We start from the raw sequence: 16,870 nt of genomic DNA on the forward strand, positions 1-16,870 counted from the left end.
TCAACAGTCAACTCCTCTGCAGGGGAAGGGACGGTGCGGGCAGGAGTGGTGCGCTGACCTTGAACTCGGCCCAGCAGCGCTTGCCGGACGGCGTCGGGTCGAATCCGTGTCGATCCGCGAGCGCCGCGACGAGGAACAGACCCCGGCCGCCCTCGTCGTCCGCATCCGGCAGGCCGGCCCGCGGGACGTCGGCGCTGGCGTCGGTCACCTCAATCAGCAGAGCGTCGTCGTGCAGGCGGGCGCCGGCCGCAATCGGACCGTCGCCCGCGTGCCGCACCGCATTCGTGATCAGCTCTCCGGCCACCAGCTCCGCCGTGTCCAGGAGCTCAGGATCGCCGAGGCCCCAACCTCGTATCCCGGCCGCGAGCTGCTGCCGCGCGGATGCGGCAGCAGCGGGTGTGCTGGAGACGGGGATACGGATCTGATGCGCTTCCATGAGCGGCCCTCCTGGATCGGTGCGGCCACTCCACGCAACCGCTCCGGAGGCAGGCGGGGCCACGCTGTGTGCCGGGGCTGCATCACTTATGCAGGAGCTGCATCGCGGTCAATCGCCGCTCGGTTACGCTCGGTTGAGCAGGCAGGATCGGCGACGGCAGGAGGGGCCGTGGCACAGATGGCCGATGCACAGAGTGAAGCGAGACGGATCGGCGAAGTGATCCGACAGGCACGCGTGTTACAGCGGCGCTCGCAGAAGGACGTTGCCGCCGCACTGGGGTATCACCAGTCGAAGGTGAGCCGCCTGGAGAGCGGCAGGGGCACGGAGGACGTGCGCGTGCTGCGCGAGATCGCGCAGGTACTGGAGATTCCGCCGCACCGTCTCGGCCTCGCGCCCGGCCCCGACGCCAGCCCCGCCGACCCCGGAACCGAGGACATGCACCGCCGTACCTTCCTTGCCGCGAGCGTCGCCGCGCTCGCAGCTCCGCCCTCGTCGACCGCAGCACATCACGATCTGATCCAGGTCCTGTTGCCAGGCACGAGCCCTACGGCCACCGGGCAAGCCTTGGGGATCGACGAGCTGCGGGACCGGGCACGAGCTGTACGCCGGATGTTCTGCACGTGCGACTACACCGAACTTGAGCAGACCCTGCCAGGTCTGATCGCCGACCTGCGCCAGGCTGCCGACGGCTCGTCCAGCTCGGCGGAGGCGTCCGGGTTGCTCGCGACCGCCTACCAGACGTCGGTGAGTCTGTTGCTGAAGCGAGCCGATCAGGGCAACGCCTGGCTTGCGGCCGGACGAGCGATGGCCGAGGCGGAGCGGTCCGGGGATCCTGTCGTCCTCGCCGCGAGTGTCCGCGTGCACGCTCACGTTCTCGTGCGGGAGAAGCACACCGCCCAGGCCGTGAGCATCATCCGCCACACCGCCGACCAGCTCACCGGCTCCTACGACCAGCGCTCGCCCCGGTACCTGGCAGCGGTTGGTCTGCTGCTGCTCCGTGGGGCGACCGCCGCCAGCAGAAACGGCGACCGCGACACCACCCAGGACTTCCTCACCGAGGCCAAGGAGGTAGCTCGCTACGTGGCCTTCGACCGGCCGGACGCATGGGCGAACTTCAGCCCTACCAACGTCGCCCTCCATGAGGTCAGCGCGGCTGTCTCCTTCGGCGACGCGGGCATCGCCCTGGAAACGGCACGGCCGCTCATGCGGCGGCACATTCCCGTCCCTGAGCGCCGGGCCGCGCTCTGGGTGGAGACCGCGCGCGCCTACAGTCAGCAGGGCAGACTCGCCGACGGCTACCAGGCCCTGCGCATCGCCGAGAGCTGCGCGGCGCAGGACGTGCGCCGCCCGGCCGTACGCGAACTGGTCGCCGACATGGCAGCCCGCGACCGCCGCCGGGCACTGCCCGAGCTGCACCACTTCAGCCGCCAACTGGGAGTGCCCGCGTGAGTGATCAGCCCGACAAGCCGTTCCTTCAGATCGTGGTCTGCGCGGCCGGGGTCGCCGCCGACGTCGGTCGGCTGATCACCGCGGCACAGGAGCGGCACTGGGACGTCGGGGTCATCGCCACCCCGCAAGGGCTCGGCTTCCTCGACGCGGAGGCGGTCGAGGTCCAGACCGGCCGCCCCATCCGCTCGGCCTGGCGGTCGCCGGGGGAGCCGCGCCCGACTCGGCCTGCGGACGCGATCGCGGTCGCCCCAGCCACGTTCAACACGGTCAACAAGTGGGCGGCGGGGATCTCTGACAATCTCGCGCTGGGCATCCTGTGCGAAGCGCCCGCCATGGACGTCCCGATCGCTGTGCTGCCGTACCTGAACTCGGCCCAGGCCGCCCACCCCGCATACCGGCAGAGTCTGGAGCGGCTGCGCGAGATGGGCGTCCTGATTGGCTCGTACGAGCCGCACCGGCCGAAGGCCGGCGGCGGGGCCGACCGCTACCGCTGGGAGGAAGGGTTGGAGCTGCTCGCCCCCAGACTGTCGGTGCGGTCGTGATCAGCGCCGCCGTGCTCGTGGCGGTTGCGGGGCCGGGGCGGCGGCTGCTTCGTGGGCCGGAGGGATGGGGCGCTGTGCTGCGCTGTCGGCCCAGGCTGGGCTGTGGGCCTGTGCTGCGCGGGCTTGTGCGCTGGGTGCCGGCCGTGCGCTGAGGCGCTCGACGCGCCAGGTCAGTACCCGTGCGGGGCGGCGGGCGTCGTCCAGGGCCCGCTGGTCGGCGGCCTGCTGGAGGAGCTGTTCCGGGTCGTGGCCTGCGGCTTCGGCTTCGGCGAGGGCAGCGGTGAGAGCGTCGAAGGCGGGGTCTTCGATGACTTGCTCCACGTGATCGGGCACGGCGTGGTGCAGGTGGCGGATGTGCCGGTCCACGGCCTGCTGGGGCGGCCGGTGCTGGGCGAGGACGGCCAGGGGTGCGGCTGCGGCCTGTTCGTAGGCGGCCTGGAGGTGGAGCAGGGTCTGCTGGGCGGCGCCGACCTGCTGGTCGTGGTGGCGGAGCTGGTGCCATCGGGCGGCGGCGATGACGACGAGGATCGCGACGTCGAGAAACATTGCCAGGGCGGCGCCGTCCTTGGGAGCGGGCTCGCGGAGCATGGCGCGTACGGCGCCCCGCAGTGCTCGGGCGTGATGGTGTTCGGCCCGGATGCGGGAGCGGGTGGCGCGCTCGAACGCGGACGCCGCCTCACGGAGTTGGGGGCGCAGGTGCTGGGGTGCGAGAAGGGGAAGGGCGTCGAGTGCCTCGCCGAAGACAGCGAGGTGGGCCTGGGCGGCTTCGTCATCGCCCTGGGCGAGGTGGTGGGGGATGCGCTCGGTCGCGGCGCTGGCCTGGTGCCAGGGGTTGGGCCTGCGCCGGCCCGGCTGGTAGGCGCGCTGCGGTTCGATGTTCGCCAAGCGTTCTTGGATCTTGGGGAAGGACAGGTCCGGAGCGAGTTTGGAGCCGGAGTACCAGATCGGGCCGCCTGCGTCGTCTGCGAGTGCGACCTTGTAGCCGCGTACGTCGCCGGAGGGGAAGTGCACGATCTCGACGAGGATGCCGTCGATGTGGCGGAGCAGGTGCACGAACTCCTCCATGCTGGAGGCGGCGGCCAGGGCCGTGCGCACGGTGGCGCGCAGCCGCTCAGGGGCGGTCTTGTCGTGGCCGGCGCGGCGGGCCTTCTCCTGCTCGGCGCGGGTGGGCCGTTTGGCGGCGGTGCGGTCCCCGCGGACCACTTGGAGCAGGCCGTATTCCTTCTCGATGGCGGCGAGTTCGCGGTCGGCGGTGTGGTAGTCGTTCCAGTGGCGTGCGGTGCGCAGGTCCGCCCGGACCTTGGTGGCGGCGATGTGGATGTGGTCGGGGGCGTGGCGGACGGCGACCCAGCGGCAGCCGTCCGGGTCGCCGTCGGGTGCGATGCCGGTGGCGGCGACGATGCGGCGGGCGATGTCGGCCCATTCGTCGTCGTTGAGGTGGCGGTCGGTCTCGGCAGCGCGGATGGAGCAGTGCCACACGTGCTGCTCGGGGGCGCGGCCCAGTCGCCTGGCTTGCTTGACGTGCAGGTCCAGGTCGGCCACGAGGAGCCTCCTGGTGGCGTCGGCGTCCTCGGAGCGGCCGGGGTCGGGGGCGAAGCCGTCCCACGAGGCGACCAGGTGCGGGTCGGTGTGGTCCTTGGCCTTCTTCGTGTCGAACAGGTACCGGATCAGGCCCGCGGTCTCCTTGCCGTTGCTGATCTTCGCGATCACCGGGCCGCCTTCTTGGAGACGGCCTCGTTCGAGGCTGCCGCGATGTGGCGGACTGTGGCGCCGACGGCGTCCAGGGTGCGCTCGGCCTGGGTCAGGAGTGCGGTGTCCACAGGGTGTGGATGGCCTCCGGAGTTGAGCTTCTTGGCGATCTGGTTGATGTTGTGGCCGATCTTGGCGACTTCGCCACGGAGGGCGGTCAGTTCGTCAATGTAGTCGTCGAGCGGGGTGCGCTGGCCGGGCAGGGCGAGGTCGCCATGGACGTGGGCCATGACGACGGCGCCGACGTAGTGGGCGCCGGCGATGTTCAGTGACCGGGCCATGGCGAGGATCTCGGTCTTCTCGTCGACGCTGTAGCGGGCGTCGACCCGCTGCTTGCGCTGGCCGTTCGGGTCGGGCTTGCGACGTCGAGCGACACGGTGCAGGGCGGCGGCTTCGGCAGCACGCGGCAACTGCGGCACATCGGCAGCGGCGGGGCCCACGGGCTGTTCCCCCTCGGGCACCCCCTGGTGCCCGAGCTCCTCCGCCACCCCCGGGGCGGAGGCTTCCCCGTGGGGCCGGCCTGCGGACGGTCCAGCGGGATACCTTGCTGGCCGGGTGGCTGGGGTGGTGGTCATCTCCTGCTGGGTGGTGGGGGCTTCGTGGTGCGGGTGGTGCATGAGGCGGTCTCCGTGGGGTGTTGGTGACTGGCTGCCTGGTCAGGGGTGAAGTGGGCGGGATGGTGATGCCGGGTTGACCCGTTGCGGGGCGGCCACCCGTCCCCGCGCTGACCTGCGCGGGGACGAGTGGTGCGAGTCGAGCGGGACAAGCGATGGGGCGGCCGAAGGGGCTCAGAGGGCGACAGCGGGGGCTTCGTCGAGGGCGTCCTTCCGCTGGAGGGCGGCCTCGTCGAGTTCGGCCTGCAGGAGGTTCTTGATCGTTTCTGCGTCGGCCCTGCTGAGGGGGAGGCTCCTGCTGCGGATCGCCGTTTCGATGTGGCGGCGCGAGGCACGGCCTCCGCGTCCCAGCGGCGCGGTTCGGGCGATGGCGAGGAGTTCGTCGGACACGGTGTGGTGCTGCTGGCCTTCCGGCTCGGCGAAAGGCTGCGCGTGCTTCGGCACGTCGGCGGCGTCCTGTGCCACCTCGGCGTAACCCCGCGCCACGTCGAGATCCGTCGGCTCCGGCTGATCGGAGTTGTCGTCGGTAGGGGCAGTGGGGCGGACGTCGTTGTGGCTGCGGTTGGCAGGGTTGTGGCGTGCGGTGGCGTCGGCTTCCTGGGGGTGAGGTGTGGGGTGGCGTCGTATGACGAGGTAGAGGTGGACGGCGCCGGCCAGAGCGAGTGGGGCGAGGGCGGAAAGGGCGCCGACGGTGGCGTTGTCCAGGTGCAGTCCGGTTGGGCGGGTCTGCTGGTTGAGGCGGATGGCGTGTACGGCGTTGGCTCCGATGCTCACCCCGGTGGCCAGGCCGACGAGTGCCCCTACGTACAGCCGGGAGTGCAGCGGGGCGGTGCGCAGCATGAGCTGGGCGCCGATGCCGATGGCGATGAAGCCGTCGATCACGAGGGGGAAGGTGTAGGTGAGCAGTCCGCGGATGTGGATGGCGACGGCCATCTGACGCAGGGCGTCGTAGGAGAGAACGAAGGCCACCGCGGCGAGCAGGGCGATGCCGAAGCGGATCGCGACGGTACCCGGTATGGCGGAGGGCGCGGTGGTGGCGGTGCGAGAGGTCAAGCGGAAGCACTCCAGGTGGGGTTCGGGCGGCGGCCCCGGCGCAGGACGCGTGGCCGCCGTGAGGCGCGGCGACTCGTACCACCCGTTGCGTGCCTGGTCAGGGCAGGTACGGGAGGCATGGCGATGTCGGGTTGACCCGTTGCGGGCCGGTCACCCGTCCCGGCGCTGACCTGCGCGGGGACGGGTGTGACGGGTCGAGTTGGGTCAGGCTGCGGTGCCGGTGGCGGATCCTGCGGCTTCGCCGGGTTCGGCTTGTTTCGCTGTCTCAGCCGCCGGTGCGGGGCAGTATCGGGCCCAGGCGTCGAGGAACTGGTTTCGGGCGTAGCCTTTGGCCTGGACACCGCCGGGGAAGCGGTGATTGCCCGGACGGATGCCGTAGTCCTCCAGCAGGATCCCGAGGCGGCGCGAGGTCAGCCCGGTAGGGCCGTATTCGGCCCACGGCGCTTCCTCGTCGCTGTTGAGCTCTTCGAGCAGGCGGCTCGTGCGCAGCGCTGCGGGGTCGCGCTCGGCGGTGAAGACCCGCCGGATGTCGATCAGGATGCGGGTGCGCAGTCCTGCGTCCGCGTCCTTGCCCGACTCATGGTCGGTCATCACCCGGCAGGCCGTACGGGCCAGCGTGGGCCAGTCGCCTCCGGCGAGGTCGGCGACGATCACCAGAGGCTCCCAGGTGTCGGCGGCGCGGTCCTCGACCGGCATGTCCGGCTCGATGTCAATCGCCTCGGTGCGTAGAGGCTGAAGCCAGGCGGTGAGGCGGTCGCGGACGGCATGCAGGGCGGGGGTGTCCCGCCCGGTGCGGAACGCCGCGACGGTCTCGCCCGGTGCCCGGCGGCGCATCCGGATGACCACCGACCGGTCCATGATCGTGTCGGGCAGGTCACCGATGCCCGCCAGAGCGGCCATGGCGAACGTCGGGAAGGCGACCGGCGTGTGTTCCGGGCCCGTGACGCGCAAGGTGGGCCGGTTGCGCTGGTGGCCGGCGTTCAGCAGGCCACGCAGGTCCTCGTTGCGCTCAGCCGCCTTGGCGGTGCCGAACAGTGTGTCGGCCTCGTCGACGAGGAGCGTGGGCGGATCCTCGGCGGTGATCGAGCGGAAGATCGCCGCCGGGCTGGCGTTGACCGTGATCAGCGGTGCATGCACGGTCTCGGTCACCACATCGAGCAGCCGCGACTTGCCGCACCGCTTCGCCGGCCCCACCACCGCCAGACGCGGCGCATGCTGCCACGCGGGCTGTATGTGGGTGGCCGCCACCCACAGGGTCACCGCGGTGAGGGCCTCCTCGCTCGGCATCACGACGAACCGCTTGATCCGGGCCCGCAGGTCAGCCAGTATCTGCGCCCCCTCGGACACAGGCACGACATCGGGTCCGTCGTTGCGGACCTCGTCGGCGGGCGGCGCGGTGTGAGTTGGCTGCTGGTCGGTTGCGGCAGCCGGTGGCCTCGGCGGGGTGCCGTCGGCCTGGAGGGATGGCGTATTCGGCTGAGTATCGGTCATACTTGGCATCAGCTCCTCTGCTCGCGGGCCATACGGGACGGCAATCCCGGCCACGCGGGTCGATCGCTAGGGATGGCGGTTGAGAGGTTTGCGCTTGGCCCCCGGTGACAGCCGGGGGCTTTTTGCTTGCGGCTTTGTCGGACGTGGGTCGTGAGGGCTCCTCGGGCTACTGCGGTGGGGCTACCAGTGTGCCACATGAATTGCCGATCGCAGAAGTGTTCTGCATCTCGCAGGAAGCATGCTACTGTGGTGGGGTTGCTGCATACGGCAGTGGCTTGCTACGAACGGAAGGAGGTGCCCCGTGACCGACGAAGACGCCCCGCAGGGTGTGCTGCTCAGCGGTGAGGCGAACGTCGCGGTGCGCATCAAGTTGGAGCGGGAGGCGCGCGGCTGGAGCACCAACGCCCTGTCCGACCGCCTGAACGAGGCCGGCTTCGAAATGAACCCGTCCGCGGTCTGGCGCATCGAGAACGGCAAGCGCCGCATCAACCTCGACGAGGTCATCGGCTTCGCCGAAGTCTTCGGCCTCGACCTGCGCAACCTCGTCGGCCCCCCGCAACTCGCCGCCCAGGCCCGCGCCATGGAACTCATCGACACCGTTGTGGACGCATTCCGCGAGACCCAGCGGGCCAACGCCGCCTTTACCAAGGCGCGTGATGCCCTGGACGCGTACCTCGCCGAGCACCCCGACATCCGCGAGGAAGCGGACGTGATGGTCTCCAACGCCATGGCCGAGGCGTCCACCAAGCACCTGCTGGAGACGTACGGGCCGCCGCCCGGCGAGCACCGTGCCACCGGCTCGTCCGACGAGGCATAGCCTCCGACTCCTGCTCCCGTCCTGGGCCCGCAAACCCCCAGCACGGGCATCTCACCCCCTCATCTCAGGCGATCTGCCGGCGGGCCGGTGTTGCCGCACCCATGCCCGCCAGAAGAGGACTCACCCCTTGCGCCAACCCGCAATACCCCCTGTCTCCGCACCGACTTCGCGCGCCGACTCAGCCCTCCCGCGCCTCTATCGCCCCGAGGAAGTCGCGGCCGTCCTGGGCTGCTCCGCCTGGTGGGTCAAGGACCGCGCCCGGCGGCGGCTCATCCCCTTCACGCGGGTCGGTCGCGCCTACCGCTTCACCGGCGAGCACCTCGCCGAGATCATCCGCATGCATGAGGCACGCCCTGCCTCCCCGCAGCAGCCCTCGGCGGCTGCTCCCGCTCCCAAAGCACCCACTCCCCAGCCTTCCCCGAGGTCTGCCGCGACCCCGGCTCGCCTGCGCGCCCGGCCACCACGCCGAACACGCCAGGGCCAGTTCGGGACCGCCGCGTAACACGAGGACGAGGAAGGGGAGGGGTACGTGGGTTTCGCGGAGAAGCGCGGAAACTACTGGCGCGGTCGGTACAAGACCGCGCCCGGCAAGCACAACACGGTCGTCGACGAGACCGGCAAGGCGATCCGGTTCGCCACCAAGGGCGAGGCGCAACGGGCAGCGGCCGAGGCAGAGAACAAGTACCGGCGCGGCGACTGGCGCGACCCGGCACTCGGCCAGGAGACCTTCGGCGAGTACGCGAACCGCTGGTACGAGGCCCAGGACCTCGCCGCCTCGACCATGCAGAACTACCGCCGCCACATCGAGGAGCACCTGCTCCCCGAGTTTGAGGACAAGGCGCTCGCCGGCATCCTGCGGACGGACGTCGACCTGTGGGAGAAGAAGGAGAAGGCCGTGTACGCGGCCTCCAGCGTCAAGACCTGGCGCTCGACGCTCCATCTGATCTTCGAGGACGCGATCGACGAGGGCCTGATCGTCTCCAACCCGGCGGCCAGGCGGCGCGGGCGCGGCAAGCGTGCCGGCCGCTCCCGCGACCGCGGTCCGGAGAAGGTCGTCACCGACCCCCTCGGCATCCTGCTGACCGCCGAGCGGGCAGCCCTGCTCTCCGGCCGCGACGACGAGTTCGTCGCCGTCGTCCTCAAGGGCTACACCGGCATGCGCTGGGGCGAAATCGTCGGTCTGGAAACGGAGTTCGCCCGGTCCGGTGCCGTGCGCGTCGAGTGGCAGCTGTACGAACTCGACACGGGCGAGTTCGTCCGCTGTCCGCCCAAGGACGACAGCTACCGCACCATCGATGCGATGGACTGGCTGTCGGCCCTGGTCGCCAACCACGTCGCCCGTACGAAGCCGACACCCTGTCCGTGCCATGGCAAGACCTACGTCTTCCGGGGGCAGGGCGCGGCTCGCACCGGCGGCCACCAGGGTGCGAAGCTCGTCGATGTCGCACGCCGTGCCGAAGTCTCCACGGGCACGGTGTCCAACGTCCTCAACCACCCCGACCGAGTCACCGAAGACAAGCGGGTGAGGGTGGAGCAGGCCATCGCGGACCTGGGGTTCGTGCGAGGCGGCGTGATTCCGGAGCACGCTGCCCACTGGCGCCGAAACGGCTTCGCGACGTGGCTGTTCACCCCGGCGGTCTCCGGCTGGTACCCGAAGAAGGCACCGCAGGAGGCCCGCCCCGTACCGCTGCTCTGCGAGCCGTGGCCCGGTGTCCCGGCCCGAGGACGTGGCGCCAGTGCGCGGGCCGACGCCTGCTGGCTCCCGATCGCCAAGGGCCTCACACCCCACGGCCTTCGCCACACCCACCGGACCTTGATGGAGGACCTCGGCACCGAGATGGTCCTCATGGACCAACGCATGGGACACATCGACGGCTCGATCTCGGCGCGCTATGCCCATGTCACCCCTGGCATGCGCAAGCGCCTCATGATCGGGCTGACCGATCAGTGGGAAACGGCACTCGACGCCCGCCTTGCGATGAGTCCCACGTCACCAGTGCGCGTCCTCGATGGACTCCTGGGAGCGCGTCAGGGAGCGCTTCAGTAGCACAAGTCGAGCGGACTCGGCAGGGGAGATGTCCTCGACCGCAACGCGGTCGGGGCTCTCCCTTCTTGTGTGTTGGTGCTGGGCTCAGATGGCCGTGTCGCTCCCTGCCCTTGGGTAAGGCTTCCTCCCGGAGCCATGGCATGTGCGGGGCCGATAGCCGTGGCTTCCTGCGCCGGGCAGGGGACCGAGCCTTGAGGCGCGATGCGTCTCGGTGGTGAAGATGCTGGGCCTCGTTCGCCATCGAGAGGCTGCAGCGGCTGAGCAGTCGGACTGGCCCTGCGTGATGGTTCCACCACGAACAGCGTCCGGCGCGTGCGAGAATCCCACCCGGTCGACCGTCACCGCAGGCAGGCTTCGCGTTGCCTGCCGCACCCCGGGAGGGGAGCCCCAGCATGGCCGTGCTGTCGTCGAGCCCGAAGTGGCCCACCCTGCCCGACTACTTCCACGACTGGGCGCTGGTGGACGTGGAGACCTCGGGGCTGAGGCCCGGCCGGGATCGCGTCCTGTCCTTGGCGGTAATCACGTTGGACGGACACGGTCGGCAGACAGGAGAGTTTTCCACCCTCCTCAACCCGGGCTGCGACCCCGGCCCGGTACACATCCACGGTCTCACCACCGCCCGTCTTGCGGGCGCGCCCACCTTCGAGGACATAGCGCCGCAGGTGGGGGCACTGCTCAGCAGTCGCGTCCTGGTCGCCCACAACGCGCAGTTCGACTACGACTTCCTGGCCCATGAGTTCGCCCGCGTTCGTTCCTGGGTCCCGGTCAGCAGACGCCTGTGCACTCTGGCCCTCAACCGCCTGGTCGGGCCCGCGACGGCCGACTTCAAGCTGGGCACTCTTGCCGCGCATTACGGCGTGCGCCAAGAGCGGGCCCACGACGCCCAGGACGACGTGCGGGTACTTTCCGGCGTCCTTCGCGGCTCGCTGGGCGCCGCCGAGCGGCTGGGCCTGCCGTTGCCCTTGCTGGCCTGCCCGCCCCGTCAGGACTACAAGCCCTACGTCCCCAAGACCCCCTGCGCCTACCGCAACCCGGGCCGTCTGGACGCGGGCGGGCCACTGGTGCAAGGAATGAAGGTCGCCATCACGGGGGACACCGAGGTCTCCCGCGAGGAACTGGTCGCCCGCTCGGTGGCGGCCGGGCTGAACATGATGACCTCGGTCAGCCGTCAGACCAGCGTCGTCGTCACCAACGATCCCAGCGCGGCATCGACCAAACTGCGCCGCGCCTCAGCCGAGGGCATCGTCCTTGTGGACGAGCCCGCCTACCTGCGGCTGCTGGAGAACGTGCAGCCCGGCCAGGCCAAGGGCACCGCACGCGTCGGCGCCGCCGGGCGACTCCGCATGGCCGAAACGCCTGGGAACGCTACGACCGCACGGCCCACCACCGCGCCGAGCATTCCGGCACAGCGCACCACTGCGCCGACCACACCCACTGCCGACGCGGATTGGTCACTGGCCGGGCGTAGGGTCCTGGTCCTGGGCGGCACTCACGAGGAGGCTGCGGCGGCACGTGCCCGCGTTGCCGATCTCGGCGCCTCCGCAGCGGTCAACCTCTCGGCCAGAGTTACCGACGTTGTGGTGCTGCGCGGCGGCGAGGCGGACCGGCGCATGAGCCGCATCGTCTCCCTCGGCCTGCGCGTGCACGACGCCGACTGGCTCGCCGCGCCCGCCGCTGCGGCTACGCCCGCGCCGGGGCAGAGCGTGATCGGGGATCAGCCGGACACGGCAGAGGTACTGGTCCGAGGCGCCGTCATTGACCTGCCCGACCTCGACGCGGCCTGGACGGTGGCCGCCACGTGGGGTCAGCACACCGCCTGCGACGTGGATGTCGTCGCCTTCACGCTCGACGCGCACGAGCAGGTGGCAGGAGATGAGGACTTCGTCTTCTACAACGCGCCCGAGCACCCGGACGGCACCGTACGGTTCGCCATGGACGGCCCGACGGAGCAGGCTGTCACCGCCGACCTCGAGCGGCTGCCCCTGGAGGTCAGCAGGGTCGTCATCGCCGCCGCGATCGACGGCGCCGCAACGTTCTCCGACATCGGCGCCATTGAGATCACCGCCACCTGTGGGATCGGCGCGGCCCCGACCGCTCGGGCCACCCTAGACGCCGCCACCACCGAGCGCACCATGATCCTTGCCGAGATCTACCGCCGAGGCGACGGCTGGCGGCTGCGCGCCGTCGGGCAGGGCTACGACCACGGCCTGGCCGACCTGGCCCGCGGCTACGGCGTCGATGTCTCTGAATGACCCGGGAGGCGCCCGAACGTCGGCCGTGTCAGTGGTGCTTGAGAGTATGGCCTGCGGGTGGATGCGGAAGCCCTCCCCAACGACACCACGTCGCGGCAACCATTCGGAATGGGAGATCAGTTGGAGCGCCTCGCCTTGACCGAGTCCTTCCTGACCTGGCACTTTCCCCGCCTGGATCTCCCTGAGCGTCAGCGCGTGGTGGCCTTCTGTCGTGCATTCATGGCGGTGGGTGCTGCTGAGACCCTCAGCCGGCCTGGATGGGTGGCGAAGCCGCTTCTCGGGGACGGTGGGCGGATCCAACCTATGCTCTCCGTTCGCCTCGCCCCCAGGAAGCGGGCCCACCTGCTGCAGCCCACCCAAGCTGATGATCCGCATGTACTCGTGGACATCGATGACGGCCATTCAGCGATCGACTGGGTGGACCGCTACGTCAGTGACGCGTTCCGAGAGCCGGCCATCGAATTGGTCAGTATTGGTGGGGCGCTGGCCCCGACGAGCGAGACCGTGGCGATCTCGATGGCGAATGGCCGACTTAGGCTCGCCTCCCTCCACGTGGACGGTTCGGTGCGGCTGCCATACGGGCCCAATACCGCCCATGATCTGCTGGGCTTCGGCGGCGCCTCGATTACATCAAGCCTGGCGGCCCTCACCCGCCAGATGGAAGACCTGATCAATGACCCGCGAGTACGCGAAGCCGATCTCCAGCGATTCTTCGAGCAGCACCCGGACTTCCTGCTAGGCGATGCCTACGAGGGAGCCGTTCCGCAACTGGTTCTGCCGCTCAGTGATGGCAGATCGCTTCGGCCGGACTTTGCACTCACCCCCGCCAACCCTGCCGACCTCTGCGATCTTTTGGATCTGAAGCTTCCCCAACATCGACTACTGGCGGGCATCGATAGCCGCATTCACCTCTCTGCGAAGGTCATGGACGCGGTTGGCCAGATGCGCACTTACCAGAACTACTTCAACGACGAGCGGCGGCGTGAGGCCGTGCACGACATGTATGGCCTTCGCTTCTTTCGGCCGCGCATGATCATCGTGATTGGGCAGCGTAAGGCCGTCGACCCGATCCAGCTACGGGAGGCAGAGTCTGACGTTCCAGGGCTCACGCTCGTTGCTTATGACGACATCCTTGAACGAGCCAGACGGCGAATCCGCCGTAGGCCAACCTCCACTGGGTGTGGGTAGCGCACCCCAGACGCAGAACTGTCGGCCGACGGGCCCGGCTGCCCAGTCGTGGAAGTGATGCGCTCGCGTTGGGTCTGCCGGTCGAAGGGCCGTTGCAAACGGGACCGCTGGCCAATGTGGAGCGCGGTGTGTCTGCATACGTCACGTTCTCCCCACACGTTGTACCGCTTCCTGCAGGGATTCACTCGCGAGCTTGGCTGGATTGGCGCCAACAATTGAGCAGTTGTCCTTCGAGCACGAGGTGCGCCCTGGAGGGGGATTCACGGTTCGGCAACTCAGGCACATCCAGCCCGGCGTCGGCCGAGTGGTGACCCTGGTCAGGATCTCGATCAGATCTGGCGGCTGGGCCCTGACGATGTTTCTGATGGCTGCCTCCTGAACGTGACCATCACGGTCGTCCAGAAGGTGTCGGAACTGGTCGGTAAGCGACTCCCTGCTCATGGGCATGATCATGGAGGCTGCAACGGCACGCAGAATGGGATCTCTGCTGTGCACCCAGCAGTCGGGTTCAGGTCCTGATGAAAGCGATGCCAAGGTCGCAGCCGCAAGGCGCTGGTGTCTCGTGCTTGGGGTTAGCCTGGGCAACAGGTCCCGCAACCGCGGTGCTGCCTGCTCTGCGATGGGTGCCTTCCACAATGACTTCGCCGCGAACGTCGCCTGACCGGGGCCGAGTGTCAGTAGGCGTATCAACAACTGCACGGCCGCCTCAGGATCGTTCACCGCGGACCAATCAGGAGCCTGCCGCTTTTGTGCGTTGTAGAAGAGTGCGAAGTATGGGTCGTTGCCCTGCGAGCGTTCCATTCGCGCCAGGGCGATATTCGCCTGAGAAGCGAGAATCGCGTGGTCGAACCCGTACAACGATGTTGTCATTTCGATGAGTTTCCGGAGCGTGTCGTTCGGCTGGCGACCGAGGCGTGTCGCTCCGCCCGCGTTCATTTCCATCGTCTCGACGAAATCGGCCAACTCATCAAGGAGGGTTGCCTGTGCGGTTGATAGGTCGGCCGTCACATGGTCGGCGACCAGTCGCAGAAAGCGCGCGTGGAAGGAGCCGTCATAATTCGACAGCCAGGGCCTCGTGAGCTCGCCCATCTTCTGTGCCGTCGTGTCGTGAATGGCTTGAACGTCATCGTCGAACCCTCGCTCGGCGAGAAGCCGACTGAGGGTCTCCTGAAGACCGCCCGGAGCTTCCACGGCGCAAGCGGCGACCAAGTGGGCGGTGTGCGGGACATGGTCCAAGAGCACCTCAGCCGCGTCGGCCTGTGTCCTGCTCAAGCTGTCGTCTGCGAGCCAAGCTGTGAAGTCGAGTGTCGTACTCCCGTCCGACTGCGGCCGGTGTGGCAACGAGCGCAGGGCAAGCACGTCCCTCAGCACCTGCGGGTTCTCCACGCCCGAGGAATCCGGGCGGAAGCAAAGCTCCAGTGAGGCGCGCGCGACCAGGGCGTGCTCGGGACCGTGCTCCATTGCAGCCGCTTCCGCGGACGTACGAAGCTCAGCCGGGACAGGCAACCAGAGCAGGTCCTTCCAGCTCTGCCAACCCTCCTGGGTTCCGTCGGCGACATGTGCGATCAAGCATTCGCAGATCTGTCGGATCGTGGCGTCGTCGAGTATGGCTCCTTCCCTGGCAGCCTGGACAAGCGACCTCGCCAGCCTGACATCACCTGGCTCCCGGTGCAGTGCGGTGGAGGCGGCGCGGGCTACGGCCATGTCGAGGGTGCACGCGAGGACGAGCGGTTCGAGCTGCTGGCCTGCGATCCGCGCATCGACCCAGTCCGGAATTTCGTTCGGACGGGAGACGATCCGCATGGCGTCTCCGATTTCAGCGAACAGCGCGATCCTTGGGGCGACGGTTTCCTCGGCGCCGGACAGTACGAAGATGCCGGTTTCGTCGAAGAGGTGGACAGCGTCCCGCGCCGCAGTCGCCGCCCGGGCCGGCGGTAGTCCCCAGGGTTCACGGAGATCGGCGGCGACGGCGGCGACGACCGACTCCTTCACGGCTCGCCCCTGGCTGTTCAGGATTTCGGCGGCCTCGCTGGTGAACGCGTCTATGGTCGCTGTGTGCAGATCGCTGCCCGACAACGGTCCCAGAGCACGGCCGTTGCCGCGCCGTACCTCACGGTCGGCCACGACGTCCTTCACGACAGCCGCGAGGATCGTCGCACGCTGCTTCGGGAGCAGCTCGGTCGCTCGCCGTGCGGCGAGCAGGGCCAGCAGCACCGGGATGAGCGGCGTCTCACTCAGTAGGTCGTTCTGCGCCAGTGCTGAGTGCACCCATGCCGCACGCTCGGCGACCCAGCCTGGCCTTTCTGCTGCCGCGGGAAGTGTTTGGGCCGCAGCAGCCTCCAGGACTGCGGTCACTGTGCTCTCCGCTGCGGCTGGTGATCGCAAGCGCAAGCTTGGCCATCCGAGCGTGGCAGCCTGGCCGTAGGCGACATCGCGGGTAGCCAGCAGGATGCAGACTCCTTCAGGCAGCGTGGCAACCAGCTTCGATAGCTCGCTCACCACCTTCGACCGCTGATCGTAGGTCTCGTCGAGCGAGTCGAGGAGTAGAGCGATGCCGCCATCCTCGTCCAGGCGCTTATTGATCTCGGTGGTGAGCACACTCCGGTCTGCCGGCCTGTCGTCACGTACGGCGACAGCGATGAGTCGATCCCGAAAACTGGCTTGCGGACCTCTCATGTTGACCTCGCGCAGCGATGCCCGCACGGGGAGAGGCAGTGTCCGATCCCAAGCCAGTTGCGCGGCCAGGCGCTTCAACGCAGTGGTCTTCCCGCCCCCAGGCAAGCCGGTCAGAACAACGCGGCCACGGCGGAGGAATGCCCAGATCAACTCGCTCTCGGCCCGGATATCGTCCGGGTCCGTGCTGACCTTGATGCCTGCGTCCGCCTGAGCGAGAGGGAGACTGGGCAACTCGGCACCCAGTGAGCGTAGGTCGATCTCCCCGCCATCCCGAGCAAGGCGTGCCCTGTACCGTTCCAGTGCCAGCCGCTGGGTCTCCAGTACGGCCGCAGGGGCTCCGTTGGCGCTGCTGATTTCGATGCCTTCACCGCGTAGAGCAGCCAGCCAGCCAGCGAGCCTGTGTCCACCCCGAAGCCGGGCTGTGCGGCCCGAGACTCTCATCAGCGCTGCCCACGCCTCGCGCTGAGGTTCCCCCGTCATGCGGGATGTGCTGATCAGCTGGTCAGCAGGGGTTGATGGGTGTTCAGATTCGTTGGTTCGGCCGTCGCCTGTTCGG

Annotated in this window: 13 protein-coding genes; 7 read left to right on the forward strand and 6 right to left on the reverse strand. The window is 69.0% G+C overall.

Annotated features, from left to right (window positions below; genetic code table 11):
• Positions 1–7 precede the first annotated feature (7 nt).
• Positions 8–436: an ATP-binding protein gene (locus tag ACIBAF_RS45465; protein WP_399472050.1), complete on the reverse strand. Its 429-nt coding sequence runs from the start codon at positions 434–436 to the stop codon at positions 8–10.
• 177 nt (positions 437–613) lie between these two features.
• On the opposite strand from ACIBAF_RS45465, the gene ACIBAF_RS45470 reads away from it, so the two are divergent.
• Both ACIBAF_RS45470 and ACIBAF_RS45475 read left to right on the forward strand, forming a co-directional pair.
• Positions 614–1,885 (forward strand): helix-turn-helix domain-containing protein, encoded by a 1,272-nt coding sequence (locus ACIBAF_RS45470; protein ID WP_399472079.1) that lies wholly within the window; start codon positions 614–616, stop codon positions 1,883–1,885.
• Positions 1,882–2,427: a flavoprotein gene (locus ACIBAF_RS45475; RefSeq protein WP_399472052.1), complete on the forward strand. Its 546-nt coding sequence runs from the start codon at positions 1,882–1,884 to the stop codon at positions 2,425–2,427. Before ACIBAF_RS45470 ends, ACIBAF_RS45475 begins: the two co-directional genes overlap by 4 nt.
• Here ACIBAF_RS45475 and ACIBAF_RS45480 read toward each other — a convergent pair whose 3' ends face one another.
• The 4 genes from ACIBAF_RS45480 to ACIBAF_RS45495 form a co-directional block, all read right to left on the reverse strand.
• Positions 2,428–4,137 (reverse strand): relaxase/mobilization nuclease domain-containing protein, encoded by a 1,710-nt coding sequence (locus ACIBAF_RS45480; RefSeq protein ID WP_399472054.1) that lies wholly within the window; start codon positions 4,135–4,137, stop codon positions 2,428–2,430.
• Positions 4,134–4,793, reverse strand: a complete 660-nt coding sequence (gene mobC / locus ACIBAF_RS45485; RefSeq protein WP_399472057.1) for a plasmid mobilization relaxosome protein MobC — start codon at positions 4,791–4,793, stop codon at positions 4,134–4,136. The genes ACIBAF_RS45480 and mobC overlap by 4 nt, the downstream gene beginning before the upstream one ends.
• 171 nt (positions 4,794–4,964) lie before the next feature.
• A complete protein-coding gene (locus ACIBAF_RS45490) occupies positions 4,965–5,843 on the reverse strand; it encodes a DUF2637 domain-containing protein (RefSeq protein ID WP_399472059.1) in 879 nt (292 codons plus the stop codon).
• Between the two features lie 204 nt (positions 5,844–6,047).
• Positions 6,048–7,334, reverse strand: a complete 1,287-nt coding sequence (locus ACIBAF_RS45495) for a DUF3631 domain-containing protein (protein ID WP_399472061.1) — start codon at positions 7,332–7,334, stop codon at positions 6,048–6,050.
• Positions 7,335–7,635: 301 nt separating this feature from the next.
• Between ACIBAF_RS45495 and ACIBAF_RS45500 the strand changes: the two genes are divergently transcribed.
• From ACIBAF_RS45500 to ACIBAF_RS45520, 5 genes are all read left to right on the forward strand, one after another.
• The gene (locus ACIBAF_RS45500; RefSeq protein ID WP_399472063.1) at positions 7,636–8,151 is read left to right on the forward strand and encodes a helix-turn-helix domain-containing protein; all 516 of its coding nucleotides are present in this window, start codon (positions 7,636–7,638) and stop codon (positions 8,149–8,151) included.
• A 127-nt stretch (positions 8,152–8,278) separates the two neighbouring features.
• Positions 8,279–8,653: a helix-turn-helix domain-containing protein gene (locus ACIBAF_RS45505; RefSeq protein WP_399472065.1), complete on the forward strand. Its 375-nt coding sequence runs from the start codon at positions 8,279–8,281 to the stop codon at positions 8,651–8,653.
• 27 nt (positions 8,654–8,680) lie between these two features.
• Positions 8,681–10,198, forward strand: a complete 1,518-nt coding sequence (locus tag ACIBAF_RS45510) for a LacI family DNA-binding transcriptional regulator (protein ID WP_399472067.1) — start codon at positions 8,681–8,683, stop codon at positions 10,196–10,198.
• A 392-nt stretch (positions 10,199–10,590) separates the two neighbouring features.
• Positions 10,591–12,450 (forward strand): TerD family protein, encoded by a 1,860-nt coding sequence (locus ACIBAF_RS45515; RefSeq protein WP_399472069.1) that lies wholly within the window; start codon positions 10,591–10,593, stop codon positions 12,448–12,450.
• Between the two features lie 57 nt (positions 12,451–12,507).
• Positions 12,508–13,638, forward strand: a complete 1,131-nt coding sequence (locus ACIBAF_RS45520) for a Shedu anti-phage system protein SduA domain-containing protein (protein ID WP_399472071.1) — start codon at positions 12,508–12,510, stop codon at positions 13,636–13,638.
• A gap of 141 nt (positions 13,639–13,779) precedes the next feature.
• Here the strand turns inward: ACIBAF_RS45520 and ACIBAF_RS45525 are convergent, their stop codons facing one another.
• Positions 13,780–16,545, reverse strand: a complete 2,766-nt coding sequence (locus ACIBAF_RS45525; protein WP_399472073.1) for an NACHT domain-containing protein — start codon at positions 16,543–16,545, stop codon at positions 13,780–13,782.
• Between the last annotated feature and the right edge of the window lie 325 nt (positions 16,546–16,870).

The sequence above is a fragment of the Streptomyces sp. NPDC051677 genome (assembly GCF_044453465.1).
In the GTDB taxonomy this organism is placed as follows: domain Bacteria; phylum Actinomycetota; class Actinomycetes; order Streptomycetales; family Streptomycetaceae; genus Streptomyces.